This window comes from Pseudomonas sp. KH_046_2, from assembly GCF_057838985.1.
In genome coordinates, this window is the sequence record NZ_CM174480.1 from 5017929 (window position 1) to 5037338 (window position 19410).

At 60.6% G+C, this 19410-nt stretch carries 15 protein-coding genes; 10 read left to right on the forward strand and 5 right to left on the reverse strand.

Annotation, left to right across the window (positions count from 1 at the left end):
* Nucleotides 1–90: 90 nt before the first annotated feature.
* The 4 genes from AC3IX1_RS22745 to AC3IX1_RS22760 form a co-directional block, all read right to left on the reverse strand.
* Nucleotides 91–939 carry a cache domain-containing protein gene (locus AC3IX1_RS22745; RefSeq protein WP_489385909.1) on the reverse strand — a complete coding sequence of 283 codons (849 nt, stop codon included), beginning with the start codon at nucleotides 937–939 and terminating at the stop codon, nucleotides 91–93.
* 89 nt (nucleotides 940–1028) lie between these two features.
* Complete coding sequence (locus tag AC3IX1_RS22750; protein ID WP_489385910.1) at nucleotides 1029–1901, reverse strand: ATPase; 873 nt, start codon at nucleotides 1899–1901, stop codon at nucleotides 1029–1031.
* Between the two features lie 116 nt (nucleotides 1902–2017).
* Complete coding sequence (locus AC3IX1_RS22755; RefSeq protein ID WP_154863421.1) at nucleotides 2018–3010, reverse strand: NAD-dependent epimerase/dehydratase family protein; 993 nt, start codon at nucleotides 3008–3010, stop codon at nucleotides 2018–2020.
* 54 nt (nucleotides 3011–3064) lie between these two features.
* Entirely contained in the window at nucleotides 3065–3958 is an 894-nt protein-coding gene (locus AC3IX1_RS22760) for a LysR family transcriptional regulator ArgP (RefSeq protein WP_489385911.1), read from the reverse strand.
* 96 nt (nucleotides 3959–4054) lie between these two features.
* Here AC3IX1_RS22760 and AC3IX1_RS22765 point away from each other — a divergent pair, with 96 nt between their 5' ends.
* The 3 genes from AC3IX1_RS22765 (at nucleotide 4055) to AC3IX1_RS22775 (ending at nucleotide 5826) form a co-directional block, all read left to right on the forward strand.
* Entirely contained in the window at nucleotides 4055–4456 is a 402-nt protein-coding gene (locus AC3IX1_RS22765; protein WP_223459629.1) for an ACT domain-containing protein, read from the forward strand.
* A 6-nt stretch (nucleotides 4457–4462) separates the two neighbouring features.
* Nucleotides 4463–5065 (forward strand): LysE/ArgO family amino acid transporter, encoded by a 603-nt coding sequence (locus AC3IX1_RS22770; protein ID WP_056726116.1) that lies wholly within the window; start codon nucleotides 4463–4465, stop codon nucleotides 5063–5065.
* Between the two features lie 164 nt (nucleotides 5066–5229).
* A complete protein-coding gene (locus tag AC3IX1_RS22775) occupies nucleotides 5230–5826 on the forward strand; it encodes a superoxide dismutase (RefSeq protein ID WP_008022038.1) in 597 nt (198 codons plus the stop codon).
* A gap of 177 nt (nucleotides 5827–6003) precedes the next feature.
* Here AC3IX1_RS22775 and AC3IX1_RS22780 read toward each other — a convergent pair whose 3' ends face one another.
* Nucleotides 6004–6267 carry a DUF6124 family protein gene (locus AC3IX1_RS22780; RefSeq protein WP_489385912.1) on the reverse strand — a complete coding sequence of 88 codons (264 nt, stop codon included), beginning with the start codon at nucleotides 6265–6267 and terminating at the stop codon, nucleotides 6004–6006.
* Between the two features lie 1102 nt (nucleotides 6268–7369).
* Between AC3IX1_RS22780 and AC3IX1_RS22785 the strand changes: the two genes are divergently transcribed.
* The 7 genes from AC3IX1_RS22785 (at nucleotide 7370) to AC3IX1_RS22815 (ending at nucleotide 19334) form a co-directional block, all read left to right on the forward strand.
* Nucleotides 7370–9421, forward strand: a complete 2052-nt coding sequence (locus AC3IX1_RS22785; RefSeq protein WP_489385913.1) for a putative bifunctional diguanylate cyclase/phosphodiesterase — start codon at nucleotides 7370–7372, stop codon at nucleotides 9419–9421.
* A gap of 242 nt (nucleotides 9422–9663) precedes the next feature.
* Entirely contained in the window at nucleotides 9664–11013 is a 1350-nt protein-coding gene (locus tag AC3IX1_RS22790; protein WP_489385914.1) for an imelysin family protein, read from the forward strand.
* Between the two features lie 296 nt (nucleotides 11014–11309).
* Nucleotides 11310–12737, forward strand: a complete 1428-nt coding sequence (locus tag AC3IX1_RS22795) for a di-heme oxidoreductase family protein (protein ID WP_489385915.1) — start codon at nucleotides 11310–11312, stop codon at nucleotides 12735–12737.
* A gap of 27 nt (nucleotides 12738–12764) precedes the next feature.
* Complete coding sequence (locus AC3IX1_RS22800) at nucleotides 12765–13829, forward strand: imelysin family protein (protein ID WP_489385916.1); 1065 nt, start codon at nucleotides 12765–12767, stop codon at nucleotides 13827–13829.
* Between the two features lie 14 nt (nucleotides 13830–13843).
* Nucleotides 13844–14944, forward strand: coding sequence for a DUF1513 domain-containing protein (locus tag AC3IX1_RS22805; RefSeq protein ID WP_489385917.1), 1101 nt, complete (start codon nucleotides 13844–13846; stop codon nucleotides 14942–14944).
* Between the two features lie 201 nt (nucleotides 14945–15145).
* Complete coding sequence (locus tag AC3IX1_RS22810) at nucleotides 15146–16294, forward strand: efflux RND transporter periplasmic adaptor subunit (RefSeq protein WP_489385918.1); 1149 nt, start codon at nucleotides 15146–15148, stop codon at nucleotides 16292–16294.
* A gap of 13 nt (nucleotides 16295–16307) precedes the next feature.
* Nucleotides 16308–19334 carry a multidrug efflux RND transporter permease subunit gene (locus AC3IX1_RS22815; RefSeq protein ID WP_489385919.1) on the forward strand — a complete coding sequence of 1009 codons (3027 nt, stop codon included), beginning with the start codon at nucleotides 16308–16310 and terminating at the stop codon, nucleotides 19332–19334.
* Nucleotides 19335–19410 lie beyond the last annotated feature (76 nt).

Below are 19410 nucleotides of genomic sequence, written 5' to 3' on the forward strand. Positions count from 1 at the left end.
CGCTCCCACATTAGACCGAGTTGTTCATGAGTACGCGGTCAACTGTGGGAGCGAGCCTGCTCGCGAAGGCGGTCTGACAGTCACTACGATTCAAGGGCTGTAATACCCGACCGCCACCAGAAAATGCCCGACCTTCTTCAGGTAGGCATGCTTGTTCTCGACCTTGCCGGTCACCGGGTTTTTCCAGCGATACTCGTATTCGCCATCATCCTGCCGGGCCATCAACGCCAGAATCGGCTCGCCCACCGGTTTGCCTTCCGGGTCTGCGATCTTGCTGAAGTCGGTATTGATCAACCGCAGGTTGGTGCCGTGGGCCACGTAACGCTGGGTGTCCAGGTCGACGACAAATACGTACAGGTCATCCTGCAGGTAGCCGCCCTTGAGGGAGTTGATCGCCGTCAGGGTGCCCTTTTCGTCCTTGGCCAGATCGGTGGCCGCTTTGTTCAGCAAGGCCATGGCCTGTTCGGCAGAGGCCCGAGGCAGGTAATAACCGACCGCCAGAATCCGCTGGCCAACGCGCTGGTAGTAGACGTGCTTGCGCTCGACCTTGCCGTCGTTCCAGTTCTGCCAGCGATATTCCGCCTGCTGAATACCATTGCCCTCCGGCACCTTCAGGGCGTCCTTGAAGGCTTTCTGCAGATCAGGACCAAGCACTTGCGACACGTCCCGGCCAATCAGCGCCGACGACGGCCCGCCACTGGCGAGCATCACGCCTTTGGTGTCGAGCACGAAGACATAACGGTCCTTGTCGACAAACTCACCCTGACGGCTGAACGCCGCAAAGGCCTTGTCGCCATTCTCGTGGTAGTAGGCCAGGGCTTTTTCCAACAGGGCAATGGCCGCCTTGCTGTCGTCTTTTTCCGTCCCGGCGGCTTGCGCCTGGCCCAGGCACAACAAAAACATGCCGCACAGCAAGGTGAACCTGTACAGAAACCCCATTGCGCATCCCTCGTACCTGATGGTGTTTCAAGAGCGTAGACGGCAATGGGGGGATGTATGGATCCTTCTGATGTTCCTGTAGCGGTCAATTACTGCCGGGCGCGCAGTTGCTGCTGAAGGTTCTGGATCTGCGCCTGAAGGGTATTGATGTTGCGGGTGACCTGGCTGCGGAAGGCATCGAACTCGGCCGTGTTGGCCGAGCCCTGTGTGACCGCCGGACGGTTGTCCTGCACGCTCTTGAGCACGATCATGTCTTGCTCGAGACGCTCGATGGCAACGCTCGGATTGCCTTGTTTCTTCATTGCGGCAACATCGGCGCCCAGGCTTTTGAGCTGTGCATCGATTTTTTCCGAGTCCGACGGGGCGCTTTTCAGGGCGGCCAATTCAGTGCTCAAGGCTTTGACCTGGGCCTGCAACTGCGTATTGGCCGTCTGATGCTCGGTGTCCTGGGCAGTCAATTGCGCCAGGCGTTTGTCCAATTCGGTGGTTTGCGTGGTCATTTGTGCCAGTCGCTTGTCCAGGTCCGAGGCCTGGCCGGCAACCCCTTGCTGCTGGGCGTTCTGGTCCTGGAGCTTGCTTTCCAGCTGGCGTATTTGCAGCTTCAAGGCCTCGCTGTCGGTGTTGACACTGGTCTGGCCGGCAACAACCTTGCCGGAAATATCCTGCAGGCGCCCTGCCGCTTCCTCACTGATTCGCGCGAAGCTTTCCTGGGTCGCCACCAGTTGCTGTTCCATCAGGGAGATCTGCTGAAAGCTCCACCAGGCCAGGCCCGCGAAGGCGAAGAACAACGCCCCGACCAACGCCCACAAGGCACCGGTACTCGCCGCCTTGACCTTCACCACCGGCGCCGTGCGCGAGTGCACGACCGTGCGGGCGGTAGGCGCAAAGTCGTCATCGAGAACGTCTGCACGCAAGCTCGGTACATTATCGAAGTCGTCGTTGGCATCGTTTCGCATGGACATTGAATCAACCTTAGTGAATCACATAATGGCTTTATGCCGCGCAGTATAAACCCCACAGCCGCAACCATTGACCCCCAAGGCCGAATCCGGTTCAGTCAGGGGTCGTTGTTCGAGCGTCAGCGAACAGCCTGGGCCTTCCACCAGCCACAGAATTCATCGAGCGCCGTCCAGAGGCTGACCTTGGGATCGTAATCCAGATAATGCCGGGCGCGGCTGATGTCCAGGGTGAAATTTTTGTTCATGACCTGCATGCCCAGACGCGACAGCGTCGGTTCGGGACGCCCCGGCCACAACTTGCACACGCCCTCGTTCAACGCCGCCACGCTGTAGGCCAGGCCGTAGGAACGGTAGCGGGTGACCTGTGGGACTTCCATGTTACGCATGACGTAATTGACCACGTCCCACAGGGGGATCGGCGTGCCGTTGCTGATGTTGTAGGCCTTGCCCAGCGCAGAACCGCTGGCCAGCAAACTGCTGAGCAATGCCTCGTTGAGGTTTTGCACGCTAGTGAAATCAACTTTGTTCAGACCATTACCGATGATCGCCAGGCGCCCCTTGCGCTGCATGTTCAACAGGCGCGGAAAGATGCTCATGTCGCCGGCCCCGGTGACGAAACGCGGACGCAGGGCCAGAGTTTCGAGGCCGAACTCCTGGGCACCGAAGACTTTTTGCTCGGCCAGGTACTTGGTGGCGGCGAAAGGGTGTTTGAAGCGCTTGGGCACCTGTTCTTCGGTCAGGCCCAGGTGATCGCGACCATCGAAGTAGATCGACGGCGACGACAAATGCACCAGCCGTCGAACTCGTTGCTTCAGACAGGCTTCGACCACGTTTTCGGTAACCTGGACGTTGCCCTGATGGAAGTCCTGATAACGTCCCCACAAACCGACAGCACCGGCGCAATGCACCACGGCCTCGACGTCCGAACACAGCTCGCGCGCCAGTTCCGGGTCGCTCAAGTCGCCCTGGATGAACTCGGCTCCGCGGCGTACCAGATGCTCCACACTCTCGGCCCGGCGACCGTTGACCCGCACGTCCAGGCCCTGCTCCAGGGCAAAACGCGCAAAGCGTCCGCCAATGAAGCCGCTTGCGCCGGTAACCAGAATCTTCATGAATTGCTCCGAATATTTCGTTTTGCGTATTACGTGAGGTCTTGACGCTGCGCGTCAGTCCAAGGGCACCAGCCATTGCTTCGATGCGCTGACCAATTGATCGGTGAGCAGCCCCAGCAACTGACCGCCATTACGCCAATGATGCCAGTACAGCGGCACATCGATCGGCTTATCTGGCAGCAACTCCTGCAATACGCCCCTTTCCAGTTGCTCGCGCACCTGCAGTTCCGGAACCAGCCCCCAACCCAGCCCGGCTTCCGTCAGACGAATGAAACCTTCGGAAGACGGGCACAAATGGTGTTCGAATCCACCCTCGACGCCCAGGGACGCAAGGTAGCGGTGCTGCAGGAAATCGTCCGGGCCAAATACCAGCGCCGGGGTTTTGGCCAACTGATCGGCGCGTACGCCCTGGGGAAAATGCCGGGCAATGAAGGCGGGGCTGGCCAATGCCCGGTAACGCATGGCCCCCAGCAACACGCTGCGCGCACCTGCCACCGGACGCTCGCTGGCGCAGACGCAGGCCGCCACTTCACCGGCGCGCATGCGCTTGAGGCCGACGGTCTGGTCTTCGACCACCAGATCCATCAACAGATGCTGTTCGGCACAAAACGCCCCCACGGCCTGCGCCCACCAGGTGGCCAGGCTGTCGGCGTTCAGGGCGATCCGCAGGCGTTCCGGCAGGCCCTCTTCATCCAGCGCCGGCACCAGGCTTTGCAGATCCCGTTCAAGCAATCGCACCTGCTGCACGTGGTTGAGCAGCCGCCGACCGATTTCCGTCGGCGTCGGCCGTGAGGCCCGCACCAGCACCGGTTGGCCGACCCGCGCTTCCAATAGCTTGATGCGCTGGGAAACTGCCGATTGCGACAAGCCCAGCACCTGGGCTGCCCGTTCAAAACCGGCCTGTTCAACTACGGCGGCCAGGGCAGAAAGCAATTTATAGTCGAACATCAGTTTTCCTAATGAGCGATCAGAAAGATTGGTTTTTCTTATACAGCCTTCACAAGGACAATGACCAGCAAGAACTCTTGAACAAGGATCACCTACATGGCTGGCGAAACTTCATTGGCAACGCTACTGCGCAGCATGAGCCCGCAACTCAACGCCGGCGAATACGTGTTCTGCACCCTGCGCGACGGTAAGTTGCCTACGGATCTGGAGATTGTCGGCAGCTTCCGCGAGCAGGAAGGCCTGACCGTGATTCTCGAACGTTCCCACGCCGAAAAAGCCGGATTCAGCTTCGACTACATCGCCGCCTGGATCACCCTGAACGTGCATTCGGCCCTCGAAGCGGTCGGCCTGACCGCCGCGTTCGCCACGGCATTGGGCCAGGCAGGAATCAGCTGCAACGTGATTGCCGGCTACTACCACGACCATTTGTTTGTCGGCCAGGCCGACGCCGACCGTGCCCTGCAAGTGCTGCGGGATCTGGCAGCCAACGCGGAGTAAAAAATCATGTGGCAAAGTTATGTGAACGGGCTGCTCGTGGCCTTCGGCCTGATCATGGCGATCGGCACCCAGAATGCGTTTGTCCTGGCGCAAAGCCTGCGGCGTGAACATCACCTGCCGGTAGCGGCACTGTGCGTGGCCTGCGACGCCCTGTTGGTGGCGGCCGGGGTATTTGGCCTGGCGACGGTACTGGCACAAAACCCGACGCTGTTGGCCATCGCCCGTTGGGGCGGCGCAGCGTTCCTGTTGTGGTACGGCAGCCAGGCATTGCGCCGGGCCTTCTCGAAGCAGAGCCTTGAGCAGGGCGAAGGCCAGACCGTACGCTCGCTGCGGGCGGTCATGCTAAGTGCGCTGGCGGTGACCTTGCTCAACCCGCACGTCTATCTGGATACCGTTTTGCTGATCGGCTCCCTGGGCGCCCAACAAACCGAGCCCGGCGCCTATGTCGTAGGTGCGGCCAGCGCCTCACTGCTGTGGTTTTTCACCCTGGCGCTCGGTGCGGCATGGCTGGCACCGTGGCTCGCCCGCCCCAGTACCTGGCGAATTCTCGATCTGTTGGTGGCGGTGATGATGTTTGCCGTAGCGCTGCAACTGATCGCGGCCATCTGATTGGCGGAACCTCTATTCCACACAGTTGTTGCGTGGTTATGCCGCCCCCCCGGTGCTATGATCCGACTCCCTGCGCCGCAAAGAGTACAAACTCCCCGGCGCTTGTCTGGCCGCCCGTGATCGGCCTTGCGCTCACCGCAACTGACCTGATTAGGAGAATCATCATGGCTTTCGAATTGCCGCCACTGCCGTACGCACACGATGCCCTGCAGCCGCACATCTCCAAGGAAACCCTGGAGTTCCACCACGACAAGCACCACAACACCTACGTCGTGAACCTGAACAACCTGGTGCCAGGCACCGAGTTCGAAGGCAAGACCCTGGAAGAAATCGTCAAGACTTCCTCGGGCGGTATCTTCAACAACGCCGCTCAGGTCTGGAACCACACTTTCTACTGGAACTGCCTGGCGCCAAACGCTGGCGGTCAACCAACCGGCGCACTGGCTGAAGCCATCAACGCGGCCTTCGGTTCGTTCGACAAGTTCAAGGAAGAGTTCAGCAAGACTTCCATCGGCACCTTCGGTTCCGGTTGGGGCTGGCTGGTGAAGAAGGCTGACGGTTCCCTGGCCCTGGCCAGCACCATCGGCGCCGGCAACCCGCTGACCAACGGCGACACCCCGCTGCTGACCTGCGACGTCTGGGAACACGCTTACTACATCGACTACCGCAACCTGCGTCCGAAGTACGTCGAAGCGTTCTGGAACCTGGTCAACTGGAAATTCGTGGCTGAGCAGTTCGAAGGCAAAACCTTCACCGCTTAAGCTCGACGCCAGTCAAAAAACCCGGCTTTTGCCGGGTTTTTTTATGGAAGGATGTAAGCAACGGGACGGTAGCGATCGTTCCGCCGCCTTCGCGAGCAAGCCCGCTCCCACAGGTCACCACCGAGCCAGTGGGAGCGGGCTTGCTCGCGAAGAACGATAACGCGATCAGCCTGCCAACTACTGTGGATCGACGTTATCCAACGCGCGATTCACCGCCAGCTCCGCCAACATGACAATCTGCGAAATGGCCAGCGCCGTGTTGCGCTGGGGGCCAGTCAGGCAGGTGGCGAAATCACTCGCCATGACATTGGCTGAAGCCAGTGATTCACAAGCGTGGGCAAGCAGGCTTTCAGTGTCCATGTCGGGGACGATCATGAACATGGTGCGAGGGCTGTAGGGTTTGGTGGTGTTGTAGGGGGGATCGGGGATTAACTTATCCAAAATATGCTCCTTATCGATTGGAGCCATCTCTCGCCGTTTCTCACGCGAGCGAAGAGGTGGCAGCTATGTGCGGAGTGAGAAACCGGCAAGAGAGCAATCCGGCCAGACCGAGGTCTGCCCGCACACAGCCGCCATAAAGCATTGCTGGCAGCGGATAAGCTGGCGGCAATTATGGTGGTACTGGCGCTGGATTAACACTCTCTTGCGGGTTCTCACGCCCGATCGCTGAAGCATTTCAGCGATCACCAAAGGTTATTCAGCCCGCTTCCGACGGACAACCTGAAAACTGCGTGGGAAACTTCTGGCGCTTTCCTACACCGCGCTAACCCGCAAGAACGTAACGCGGAGCCAGCTCCCACAGGGATCGGGGACATCTGCAAAAACCAGGTCGGCTGTCAGGCCGCCATCGCGAGCAAGCTCCCACAGAAGAGCAAAGGCAGAGCAGCCCACACCACCGCGTCGCTTCTCACCACTCATCAGGCCGAGCGTTAGCTCGCCTGCAGCTCTTGATCTTGATCCACCCGCCCCCTCGGCAGGCTGAGTGGAGGTGTTCATCCGGGGATGGGCGCGCAGCGCCGTTCGACGCAGTCGAACACATCGCATGTAGGTGCCAGCGAAGCCAACCGGAGGGCGATGCCCCCGGATGAATGCCGGAGCGAAGGAACCCCGAGCCTAAGCGAGGGGCCGTACGTAAGGGGCGAGACCTTTTGGTTCCTTTTGGGGCGTTTGCCAAAAGGGACTCGCCGTAAGGGCGAAACCGCCAGCCGCCGTTACCGAAGAAATGGATATGTACTCCGTTAAAACTCCAAACCAACCTACAGAATCCAAGGCATTTTCCGACGATGAAACAAGTCTTCCGGCCCTTGCTCCCCCGCCCCGGACGACTAACATCAAACAGAAGGAAAATATCTCCACCCCGCCCCTCAAGTTGAAGGACTCGACAACCGACACAGTGCTAATAGGCTAACTCGTCAAGACAACTGCAAATCGGCCAAGCTGCAGGCAAAATCCCCCAAGGATGATTGTCCCTTTGACTGCCATCACAGGATTGCCAATACTCATGGCAACTTGATGCTACCCGCACGGAACAAGGAATAACCCTTTGAAGCTGGAACTCAAGAACAGCTTGTCGGTGAAGTTGCTCCGGGTCGTGCTCCTGTCGGCATTGATCGTCGGCGTGGTCTTGAGCTGCGCGCAGATTGTGTTCGATGCCTATAAGACACGCCAGGCCGTCGCCAGCGATGCCGAACGCATCCTCGACATGTTTCGTGACCCCTCGACCCAGGCCGTCTATAGCCTGGACCGGGAGATGGGCATGCAGGTGATCGAGGGCCTGTTTCAGGACGCCGCCGTGCGCAAGGCCTCCATCGGCCACCCCAACGAAGCCATGCTCGCGCAAAAAAACCGTGAATTGCAGCACTCCCACAGCCGCTGGCTGACCGACCTGATTCTTGGCAAGGAACGCACCTTCACCACCCAACTGGTCGGTCGCGGGCCTTACAGCGAGTATTACGGCGACCTGAGCATCACCCTCGATACCGCCACCTACGGCCAAGGGTTCATTGTCAGCTCGGTGATCATCTTCATCTCTGGCGTCCTGCGCGCGCTCGCCATGGGGCTGGTGTTGTATCTGGTCTACCATTGGCTGCTGACCAAACCGCTGTCGCGGATCATCGAGCACCTCACGGAAATCAATCCGGATCGTCCCAGCGAACACAAGATTCCGCTGCTCAAGGGGCACGAGAACAACGAACTGGGCATCTGGATCAACACCGCCAACCAGTTGCTCGAGTCCATCGAACGCAATACCCATCTGCGCCACGAAGCGGAAAACAGCCTGGTGCGCATGTCCCAGTACGATTTCCTGACGGGGCTGCCGAACCGCCAGCAATTGCAGCAGCAACTGGACAAGATTCTCATCGACGCCGGCAAATTGCAGCGCCGGGTCGCGGTGTTGTGTGTTGGCCTCGATGACTTCAAGGGCATCAACGAGCAGTTCAGCTACCAGACCGGCGACCAGTTATTGCTGGCCCTGGCCGATCGCCTGCGCGGTCATAGCGGTCGCCTGGGCGCCCTCGCCCGCCTCGGTGGCGACCAGTTCGCCCTGGTCCAGGCCGATATCGAGCAACCCTACGAAGCCGCCGAGCTGGCGCAAAGCATTCTCGATGATCTGGAAGCGGCGTTTGCCCTCGACCATCAGGAGATCCGCCTGCGCGCCACCATCGGCATCACCCTGTTCCCCGAGGACGGCGACAGCACCGAGAAGTTGCTGCAAAAAGCCGAGCAGACCATGACACTGGCCAAGACCCGCTCGCGCAACCGCTATCAGTTCTATATCGCCAGCGTCGACACCGAAATGCGCCGCCGCCGCGAGCTGGAAAAAGACCTGCGCGATGCCCTGATCCGCAATCAGTTCTACCTCGTCTACCAGCCGCAGATCAGCTACCGCGACAACCGCGTAGTGGGCGTCGAAGCCCTGATTCGCTGGCAACACCCCGAGCACGGCATGGTACCGCCAGACCTGTTCATTCCGCTGGCCGAACAGAACGGTACCATCATTGCCATCGGCGAATGGGTGCTGGACCAGGCCTGTAAACAACTGCGCGAGTGGCATGACCAGGGCTTCTCCGACCTGCGCATGGCGGTGAACCTGTCTACGGTTCAATTGCACCACGCCGAACTGCCACGGGTGGTCAACAACCTGCTGCAGATGTACCGCCTGCCACCGCGCAGCCTGGAGCTGGAAGTCACCGAAACCGGCCTGATGGAAGACATCAGCACCGCGGCCCAGCACTTGCTCAGCCTGCGCCGCTCCGGCGCGCTGATCGCCATCGACGATTTCGGAACCGGCTATTCGTCCTTGAGCTATCTCAAGAGCCTGCCCTTGGACAAGATCAAGATCGACAAGAGCTTCGTTCAGGACCTGCTCGATGACGACGACGATGCGACCATCGTTCGCGCCATCATCCAACTGGGCAAGAGCCTGGGCATGCAGGTGATTGCCGAAGGCGTGGAAACCGCCGAGCAAGAGGCCTATATCATCTCCGAAGGCTGCCACGAAGGTCAGGGCTATCACTACAGCAAGCCGTTGCCGGCACGGGAACTGGGCCTATACCTGAAGCAAGCCCAACGCAGTAACGCCGCTATTTTGTAACCCCCTGTAGGAGCGAGCCTGCTCGCGATGGTCGTGAACGATAACGCGTTCATTCTGGATGAGCGCGTTGTTCTCAGGTTCATCGCGAGCAAGCTCGCTCCTACAAGGCCGCGAGCCACGCTCCGTGAATAAGAAATATTTACAGGTACAACCCTTTACACATAATGCGAAAGATTTGCATTATGTCGCAGTTTTGCGTGTGCATAGCACGACTCCACCCCTATCGAAGCAGGATGTTCGCCATGATTCGTATGCCTCTGGCTACCGCCACTCTGTTGGCCATCGCTATTTCCCTAGCCGGTTGCGGCGAAGGTAAAGACCAAGAAAAAGCTGCCGCGCCAGCTGCCAGCACTGCGGCTGCCCCGGCTGCTCCAGCCGCGGCACCTGCCGCTGCCGGTAAAGTCGACGAAGCTGCCGCCAAGGCCGTTGTCGCCCATTACGCCGACATCGTTTTCGCTGTTTACAGCGATGCCGAATCCACCGCGAAGACCCTGCAAACCGCCGTAGACGCCTTCCTCGCCAAGCCGAACGCCGACACCCTGAAAGCCGCCAAGGCTGCCTGGGTTGCCGCTCGCGTGCCTTACCTGCAGAGCGAAGTGTTCCGCTTCGGCAACACCATCGTTGACGACTGGGAAGGTCAGCTGAACGCCTGGCCGCTGGACGAAGGCCTGATCGACTACGTCGACAAATCCTACGAACACGCCCTGGGCAACCCGGGTGCCACTGCCAACATCATCGCCAACACTCAAGTGCAGATCGGCGAAGACAAGGTCGATGTCAAAGACATCACCCCGGCAAAACTCGCCAGCCTGAACGAGCTGGGCGGTTCCGAGGCCAACGTTGCCACCGGCTACCACGCCATCGAATTCCTGCTCTGGGGCCAGGACCTGAACGGCACCGGCCCTGGCGCCGGCAACCGTCCGGCCTCGGACTACCTGGAAGGCAAAGGCGCTACCGGCGGTCACAACGATCGTCGTCGTGCCTACCTGAAGTCCGTGACTCAGCTGCTGGTCAGCGACCTGGAAGAAATGGTCGGTAACTGGAAGCCGAACGTGGCCGACAACTACCGCGCCACGCTGGAAGCAGAACCGGCTGAAACCGGCCTGCGCAAAATGCTGTTCGGCATGGGCAGCCTGTCCCTGGGCGAACTGGCGGGCGAGCGCATGAAGGTTTCCCTGGAAGCCAACTCCCCGGAAGACGAACAGGATTGCTTCAGCGACAACACCCACAACTCGCACTTCTACGATGCCAAGGGCATTCGTAACGTGTACCTGGGTGAATACACTCGCGTCGACGGCACCAAAATGACCGGCGCCAGCCTGTCGTCCCTGGTGGCCAAGGCCGACCCGGCTGCCGACACCGCGCTGAAAAACGACCTGGCCGCCACCGAAGCCAAGCTTCAGGTCATGGTCGACCACGCCAACAAGGGTGAGCACTACGACCAGTTGATCGCTGCCGGCAACACTGCTGGCAACCAGATCGTCCGTGACGCCATCGCGTCCCTGGTCAAGCAGACCGGTTCGATCGAAGCCGCCGCTGGCAAACTGGGCATCAACGACCTGAACCCGGACAACGCTGATCACGAATTCTGATCAACGCTGGCTGAGTGAGTAATAAGGCGACCTTCGGGTCGCCTTTTTTACATCGGTTTTTAGGGTGATGCTGGTGGCCTCATCGCGGGCAAGCCCGCTCCCACAGGTTCTCTGGCGTTCACTGTCTCTGTGTACACCTCCAATCCCTGTGGGAGCGTGGCTTGCCCGCGATGGCTGCGCCGCGGTCTCAAGTGAAAACCCTGCCCCACATCAAGCAAACGATAATTCCTCTTATTCAAATTCCCATCCCCTGTTAGACTTTGCGCCCTTGTTTTGCTCGTCTTGCAGGATGTCTGATGCCCTCGCTGCCTCTTCGCTTGTCCGCACTGTTTCTGGCCCTGGGCCTGAGTGCCTGCGATGACGCCCCGAAATTCACCCGGGCCGAACCCGGTGAAGCCCGCTCCGGCGGCAGTGCGACGGTGCGCAAGACCGATCAGAACGCGTTTTCCATGCCCTCGGCGAACCTGCCGCCGTCACGGCGTGTGGATTTCAGCGTCGGCAACAGCTTCTTCCGCAGCCCTTGGGTGATCGCCCCGTCGACGACGACCGCTCGCGATGGCCTCGGTCCACTGTTCAACACCAATGCCTGCCAGGGCTGCCACATCAAGGACGGCCGCGGCCATCCGCCGACTCCCGACGATGTGAACGCCGTGTCGATGCTGGTACGCCTGTCGATTCCCGACGCCCCGGCGTATGCCAAGGTCATCGAACAGCTCGGCGTGGTGCCGGAGCCCGTCTACGGCGGCCAGTTCCAGGATATGGCCGTACCCGGCGTGGCCCCCGAAGGCAAAGTGCGGGTCGATTACACCGCCGTGCCGGTTCGCTTCAAGGACGGCACCGAAGTCGAGCTGCGCAAACCGAGCCTGAACATCACCCAACTGGGCTACGGCCCGATGCACCCCGACACCCGCTTCTCGGCCCGCGTGGCACCGCCGATGATTGGCCTGGGCCTGCTCGAGGCGATCCCCGAGGAGGCAATCCTGGCCAACGCCGAGGCACAGGCCAAGGCGAACAACGGCATCAGCGGGCGACCGAACCGGGTCTGGGATGACGCCCTGCAAATGACCGTTCTGGGACGATTTGGCTGGAAAGCCGGACAACCAAACCTCAATCAACAGAATGTCCACGCGTTTTCCGGTGATATGGGGCTCACGACCAGCCTTAGACCCGTTGATGACTGCACGGACGCGCAAACGGCCTGTAAACAGGCACCCAATGGCAACGGCCCCAATGGCGAGCCGGAAGTCAGCGACAACATCCTGCGCCTGGTGCTGTTCTACAGCCGTAACCTCGCCGTACCGGCTCGCCGTGACGTCAGCGCGCCAGAAGTGCTGGCCGGCAAGACTTTGTTTTATCAGGCCGGTTGCCAGTCCTGTCACACACCGAAATACACCACCGCCGCCAATGCCGCCGAACCTGAACTGGCCAATCAAGTGATTCGCCCGTACAGCGATCTGCTGTTGCATGACATGGGCGACGGCCTGGCCGACAACCGTACCGAGTTCCAGGCCAGCGGCCGCCAATGGCGCACCCCGCCGTTGTGGGGCATCGGCCTGACACAGGCAGTCAGCGGCCACACCCAGTTCCTGCACGACGGCCGCGCCCGCAACCTGCTCGAAGCCGTGCTCTGGCATGGCGGCGAGGCGACTGCGGCGCAGCAACAGGTTTTGTCTTTCAATGCCGAGCAACGCGCTGCGTTGCTGGCGTTCCTGAATTCCCTTTAACACGCATTCCACTCGCGGGAGCCCGACATGTTCCGTCCCAAACTGTTGTTCACCAGCCTTGCCGCACTTGCCCTGGGCGCCTGCTCACCCCAGGACCCGCAAGCGGTCACGTCGGCGGCCATCGCCAAGTCGGTGATCCTGCCGACCTACACCCGCTGGGTTGAAGCCGACCGTCAATTGGCAGTCAGCGCGCTCGCCTACTGCGAAGGCAAGGAAACCCTGGAAACCGCCCGTGCCGACTTCCTGCACGCGCAAAAGGCCTGGGCCGAACTGCAACCATTGCTGATCGGGCCACTGGCCGAAGGCAACCGTTCGTGGCAAGTGCAGTTCTGGCCGGACAAGAAAAACCTGGTCGGCCGTCAGGTCGAGCAACTGGTCACCGCCCAGCCGCAAATCGATGCCGCCGCCCTGGCCAAGTCCAGCGTTGTGGTACAGGGGCTCTCGGCCTACGAATACATTCTGTTCGACAGCAAGCCTGACGTGGCCAACACAGAGCGGAAGAGCAAATACTGCCCACTGCTGGTCGCCATCGGCGAACGCCAGAAGCAATTGGCCGAAGAGATTCTGCAAACCTGGAACAACACCGACGGCATGCTCGCGCAAATGAGCAAATTCCCGAACCAGCGCTACGCGGACTCCCACGAGGCGATCGCCGATCTGCTGCGCGTGCAAGTCACCGCCATCGACACCCTGAAGAAAAAACTCGGCACGCCGATGGGCCGCCAGAGCAAGGGCGTGCCGCAACCGTTCCAGGCCGATGCATGGCGCAGCCAGGCATCCCTGACCAGCCTCGAAGCCAGCCTCACGGCCGCCAAAACGGTCTGGGAAGGTGTGGACAACAAAGGCCTGCGCGGCCTGTTGCCGAGCGAGCAGAAGCCGTTGGCCGACAAGATCGACGCCGCCTATGCCGCGTCGCTGAAACTGTTTGCCGGCTACCAGCGCTCGCTGACCGACATGCTCAATGACGAGGCCGGCCGCCAGCAACTCAACGAGCTGTATGACAGCCTCAACGTCGTCCATCGCCTGCACGAGGCCGATCTGGCCAAGGCACTGGGCATCCAGCTGGGCTTCAACGCCAACGACGGTGACTGATGAGGGCCGGTTCCATGCTGCGACGCCAGGTTCTGACATTAGGTAGTTTGCTGCTGGGTGCAGTGACGCTGGGCGGCTGGAAGCTGTTCAAGCAAAAGGACAAGTGCCCGTTGTTGCTTTCGGCACGGGACGATACCGATGGCCAGCATTACGCCGTCGGTTATCGACTGGATGGCACCCAGGTGTTCGCCACCCGGGTCGGCCAGCGTTGCCACGACATCATCAACCACCCGACACAGCCGATTGCGCTGTTTGTCGCCCGCCGTCCGGGCACCGAGAGCTACCTGATCGATCTGCGCGACGGCGCGCTCCTGCAAACCGTGGTGTCACAGCCGAACCGGCACTTCTACGGACACGCGGTCATTCACCACAGCGGCGACTGGCTGTACGCCACCGAAAACGACACCACCGATCCGGGTCGCGGCCTGCTCGGCGTGTATAAGTTCGAAGGCGAACGACTGGTGCACAGCGGTGAGATTTCCACCCACGGCCTCGGTCCGCACCAAGTGTCGTGGATGCCCGATGGCGAAACCCTGGTGGTGGCCAACGGCGGGATTCGCACCGAGGCCGAAAGCCGGGTGGAGATGAACCTCAACGCCATGGAACCGAGTCTGGTCCTGATGCAACGTGACGGCACCCTGCTGAGCAAGGAAACCCTCGCCCAGCAGATGAACAGCGTGCGCCATCTGGCCATTGCCAGTGACGGCACCATCGTCGCCAGCCAACAGTTCATGGGTGCGGCCCATGAGTCGTCGGAGCTGTTGGCGATCAAGCGGCCCGGCCAGCCTTTCGTCGCGTTCCCGGTGCCCGAGCACCAGTTGCAGGCCATGGGGCATTACACCGCCAGTGTCGCGATACACAGCGACTTGCGCCTGGTGGCGTTGACCGCACCGCGGGGCAACCGTTTTTTCATCTGGAACCTGGACAGCGGTGAAGTACGCCTGGACGCGCCACTGCCCGATTGCGCCGGGGTCGGCGCCGTGGCCGATGGTTTTGTCGTGACCTCGGGCCAGGGGCGCTGCCGCTACTACGACTGCCGCCAGACAAACCTTGTTGCAAAACCGCTGGAGCTACCCGCAGGGCTCTGGGACAACCATCTGCATCTGATGGCCTGAATCATCAAAAAGATCGCCGCCCTCGGCCGCGCCTGAATCGGGATCACGTACATCCCGCAGACGAGACCCGAGGCGGCGAATCTTTTCAGGCTTTCCCCCCTCTAATACCTCACAACCTGTAAAAACGGCAGTTGGATTTACCCTCTACACTCGCGGTAATGTGCCCCGCTGTCTCACCTGATTTTCTCCAAGGAACTGGATATGCTGCGTCGCCGCATGCTGATCATGTTGGGTGTTGTTCTACTGATTGTGCTGGTCCTGGCTGCGTACAAAGCCTTCTCGATCTACACGATGGTTCAAGGCTTCTCTGTGCCCAGACCGGCCGTCAGCGTTGCCGTGGCCACCGCTACCGAGCGCCCATGGCAAGCCCGCCTGCCTACCGTTGGCACGCTCAAGGCATTGCAGGGCGTGGACCTGAGCCTGGAGACCGATGGCACCGTCATCGATGTCCAGTTCGAGTCAGGGCAGAAGGTCAAGGCCGGTCAGCCGATCGTCCGGCTCGACAGCGCCGTGGAAAGCGCCTTGCTCGAAACCGCCCTGGCCGACCTCGGGCTGGCCCAGCTGGACTACAACCGTGGCAGCCAGCTGGTGGGCAGCCAGGCGATTTCCAAAGGCGAGTTCGACCGACTCTCGGCGGTCCTGAAAAAGAGCAGGGCCACGGTCAATCAGCTCAAGGCTGCGCTCGAGAAAAAACGCATCATCGCGCCGTTCAGCGGCACCATCGGCATTCGACAGGTGGACGTCGGCGACTATGTTGCCAGCGGCACCATGATCGCCACCCTGCAAGACCTCAGTAGCCTGTATGTCGACTTTTTCGTGCCCGAGCAGTCGGTGCCGAAGATTGCTCTCGGCCAACCAGTACAGGTCATTGTCGCGGCATATCCGACCCAGGAGTACCCCGGCACCATCAGTGCGATCAACCCTAAAGTCGAGAACAGCACCCGTAACGTGCAGGTCCGCGCCACCCTGGCCAACCCCGATGGCAAGTTGATGCCAGGCATGTTCGCCAGCCTCCAGGTGCTCCTGCCCGACCCGCAGCCGCGCATCGTGGTGCCGGAAAGCGCGATTACCTACACGCTCTACGGCAACTCGGTGTATGTGGCCGTACCCAAGAAGGCCGAGGATGGCAGCCAGGTAAAGGACGACAAGGGCCAACTGGTGCTGATCGCCGAACGGCGTTTTGTCGAGACCGGCGAACGCCGCGATGGGCAAGTGATGATCACCAAAGGCGTGCAGAGCGGCGAGAAAGTGGTGACCGCCGGCCAGCTCAAACTGGATAACGGCTCACGCGTTGCCATCAGCGACGACAAGACCCTGGCCGGGCAGAACAGCCCGCCACGCGCGGACTGATCAAGGAATTCCCATGGCTTTTACCGACCCGTTCATCCGCCGTCCGGTTCTCGCTACAGTGGTCAGCCTGTTGATCGTGCTGCTGGGCTTCCAGGCCTGGGGCAAGCTGCCGCTGCGCCAGTACCCGCAAATGGAAAACGCCCTGATCACGGTGACCACCGCCTACCCCGGGGCCAACGCCGAGACCATCCAGGGCTACATCACCCAACCGATGCAGCAAAGCCTGGCCAGCGCCGAGGGCATCGACTACATGACCTCGGTCAGTCGCCAGAACTTCTCGGTGATCTCGATCTACGCACGTGTCGGCGCCAACAGCGACCGTCTGTTTACCGAGCTGCTGGCCAAGGCCAACGAGGTCAAGAACCAGCTGCCCCAGGACGCTGAAGACCCGGTGCTGAGCAAAGAGTCTGCCGATGCGTCAGTGCTGATGTACATCAGCTACTTCAGCAAGGAGTTGAGCAACCCGCAGATTACCGATTACCTGTCACGGGTGATCCAGCCCAAGCTGGCGACCTTGCCCGGCATGGCCGAAGCCGAGATCCTCGGTAATCAGGTATTTGCCATGCGCCTGTGGCTGGACCCGATGAAGCTGGCGGGATTCGGCCTCAGTGCCAGCGATGTGACCAACGCGGTGCGCCAGTACAACTTCCTCTCTGCCGCTGGCGAGGTGAAGGGCGAATACGTGGTCACCAGCATCAACGCCAATACCGAACTCAAGTCCGCCGAAGCCTTTGGGGCGATTCCGCTCAAGGTCGATGGCGACAGCCGAGTGTTGCTGCGGGATGTCGCGCGCGTGGAAATGGGCGCGGAAAACTACGACTCCATCAGCTCGTTCGGTGGCACCCCATCGGTGTACATCGGCATCAAGGCGACGCCCGGCGCCAACCCGCTGGAAGTGATCAAGGAAGTGCGCAAGATCATGCCGGACCTGGAGGCCCAGCTACCGCCGAACCTGAAAGGTGAAATCGCCTACGACGCCACCCTGTTCATCCAGGCCTCGATCGACGAAGTGGTGAAGACCCTGTTCGAAGCGGTGCTGATCGTGATCGTGGTGGTGTTCCTGTTCCTCGGTGCCTTGCGCTCGGTGGTGATCCCGGTGGTGACCATCCCGCTGTCGATGATCGGCGTGATGTTCTTCATGCAGATGATGGGGTACTCCATCAACCTGCTCACCCTGCTGGCAATGGTATTGGCCATCGGCCTGGTGGTGGACGACGCCATCGTGGTGGTGGAAAACATTCACCGCCACATCGAGGAAGGCAAGACACCGCTCGAGGCTGCCATTGAAGGCGCCCGGGAAATCGCCATGCCGGTGGTTTCGATGACCATCACCCTGGCGGCGGTGTACGCTCCGATCGGTTTCCTGACCGGCCTGACAGGGGCGCTGTTCAAGGAGTTCGCCCTGACCCTGGCCGGCGCGGTGGTGATCTCCGGTATCGTCGCCCTGACCCTGTCGCCAATGATGTGTGCGTTTCTGCTGCGCCACGACGAGAACCCCAGTGGACTGGCCCATCGCCTGGACATGATTTTCGAAAGTCTCAAGCACCGCTACCAGAGCCTGCTTCACGGCACCCTCAACACCCGGCCGGTGGTGCTGGTGTTCGCCGTGATCGTGTTGTGCCTGATTCCGGTCCTTCTCAAATTCACCAAATCGGAACTGGCGCCGGATGAGGACCAAGGAATCATTTTCATGATTGCCAACGCCCCGCAACCGACCAACCTCGACTACCTGAACACCTACACCGACGAGTTCGTCTCGATCTTCAAGGCGTTTCCCGAGTACTACTCGTCGTTCCAGATCAACGGTTTCAGCGGCGTGCAATCGGGCATTGGCGGCTTCCTGCTCAAGCCATGGAACGAGCGCAGTCGCACGCAAATGGCGATCCTGCCCGAGGTGCAGGCCAAACTGGAAAAGATCACGGGGTTGCAGATTTTCGGCTTCAACCTGCCGTCCCTGCCGGGCACCGGCGAAGGCGTGCCGTTCCAGTTCGTCATCAACTCCGCCAACGATTACGAATTGCTGCTGCAAGTGGTCGACCGGGTAAAAAAACGCGCGAAGGAATCCGGCAAGTTTGCGTTTGTCCATGTTGACCTGGCCTTCGACAAGCCGGAAGTGGTGGTGGATATCGACCGCGCCAAGGCTGCGCAGATGGGGGTTTCCATGCAGGACCTGGGGGGAACCCTGGCGACCCTGCTGGGTGAAGGCGAGATCAACCGATTCACCATTGAGGGTCGCAGCTACAAGGTCATTGCCCAGGTCGAGCGGCCGTTCCGTGACAATCCGGACTGGCTGAACAATTACTACGTGAAAAACACCAAGGGCGAACTGTTGGCGTTGTCGACCCTGATCACCATCACCGACCGCGCTCGACCGAGACAGCTGAACCAGTTCCAGCAACTCAACTCGGCCATCCTGTCCGGCGTGCCGCTGGTGAGCATGGGGGAAGCCATCGACCTCGTGCGCCAGATCGCCCGGGAAGAGGCACCCGCCGGCTTTGCCTTCGACTACGCCGGCGCATCGAGGCAATACGTACAGGAAGGCAGTGCCCTGTGGGTCACCTTTGCCCTGGCACTGGCGATCATTTTCCTGGTGCTGGCGGCCCAGTTCGAAAGCTTCCGCGACCCGCTGGTGATCCTGGTCACCGTCCCCCTGTCTATCTGCGGCGCATTGATTCCGCTGTTCCTGGGGTGGTCGAGCATGAACATCTACACCCAGGTCGGGCTGGTGACCTTGATCGGGCTGATCAGCAAGCACGGCATTCTGATCGTCGAGTTCGCCAACCAGCTACGCAAGGACAAGGGCCTGACCGCACGGGAAGCGGTAGAGGAAGCAGCGGCCATCCGGTTGCGTCCGGTCTTGATGACCACCGCAGCGATGGTGTTCGGCATGGTGCCATTGATCATCGCCACTGGTGCTGGCGCGGTCAGCCGGTTCGACATCGGCACGGTCATCGCGACGGGCATGTCGATCGGGACGTTGTTTACCCTGTTTGTGTTGCCTTGCGTCTACACCTTGCTGGCTAAACCGGATAAACCCTGATGCAGAAAAACCTGTGGGAGCGCTGAAAGCTGAAATCAGGTCAATAAAAAAGGCCTCGCATCAGCGAGGCCTTTCA

What these genes read in the sequence shown, in the direction of transcription:
- AC3IX1_RS22745 (WP_489385909.1), bottom strand. Translation starts at nt 939, where the DNA reads ATGGGGTTTCTGTACAGGTTCACCTTGCTGTGCGGCATGTTTTTGTTG.
- AC3IX1_RS22760 (WP_489385911.1), bottom strand. Translation starts at nt 3,958, where the DNA reads ATGTTCGACTATAAATTGCTTTCTGCCCTGGCCGCCGTAGTTGAACAG.
- AC3IX1_RS22795 (WP_489385915.1), top strand. Translation starts at nt 11,310, where the DNA reads ATGCCCTCGCTGCCTCTTCGCTTGTCCGCACTGTTTCTGGCCCTGGGC.
- AC3IX1_RS22790 (WP_489385914.1), top strand. Translation starts at nt 9,664, where the DNA reads ATGATTCGTATGCCTCTGGCTACCGCCACTCTGTTGGCCATCGCTATT.
- AC3IX1_RS22770 (WP_056726116.1), top strand. Translation starts at nt 4,463, where the DNA reads ATGTGGCAAAGTTATGTGAACGGGCTGCTCGTGGCCTTCGGCCTGATC.
- AC3IX1_RS22750 (WP_489385910.1), bottom strand. Translation starts at nt 1,901, where the DNA reads ATGTCCATGCGAAACGATGCCAACGACGACTTCGATAATGTACCGAGC.
- AC3IX1_RS22800 (WP_489385916.1), top strand. Translation starts at nt 12,765, where the DNA reads ATGTTCCGTCCCAAACTGTTGTTCACCAGCCTTGCCGCACTTGCCCTG.
- AC3IX1_RS22815 (WP_489385919.1), top strand. Translation starts at nt 16,308, where the DNA reads ATGGCTTTTACCGACCCGTTCATCCGCCGTCCGGTTCTCGCTACAGTG.
- AC3IX1_RS22755 (WP_154863421.1), bottom strand. Translation starts at nt 3,010, where the DNA reads ATGAAGATTCTGGTTACCGGCGCAAGCGGCTTCATTGGCGGACGCTTT.
- AC3IX1_RS22810 (WP_489385918.1), top strand. Translation starts at nt 15,146, where the DNA reads ATGCTGCGTCGCCGCATGCTGATCATGTTGGGTGTTGTTCTACTGATT.
- AC3IX1_RS22765 (WP_223459629.1), top strand. Translation starts at nt 4,055, where the DNA reads ATGGCTGGCGAAACTTCATTGGCAACGCTACTGCGCAGCATGAGCCCG.
- AC3IX1_RS22805 (WP_489385917.1), top strand. Translation starts at nt 13,844, where the DNA reads ATGCTGCGACGCCAGGTTCTGACATTAGGTAGTTTGCTGCTGGGTGCA.
- AC3IX1_RS22775 (WP_008022038.1), top strand. Translation starts at nt 5,230, where the DNA reads ATGGCTTTCGAATTGCCGCCACTGCCGTACGCACACGATGCCCTGCAG.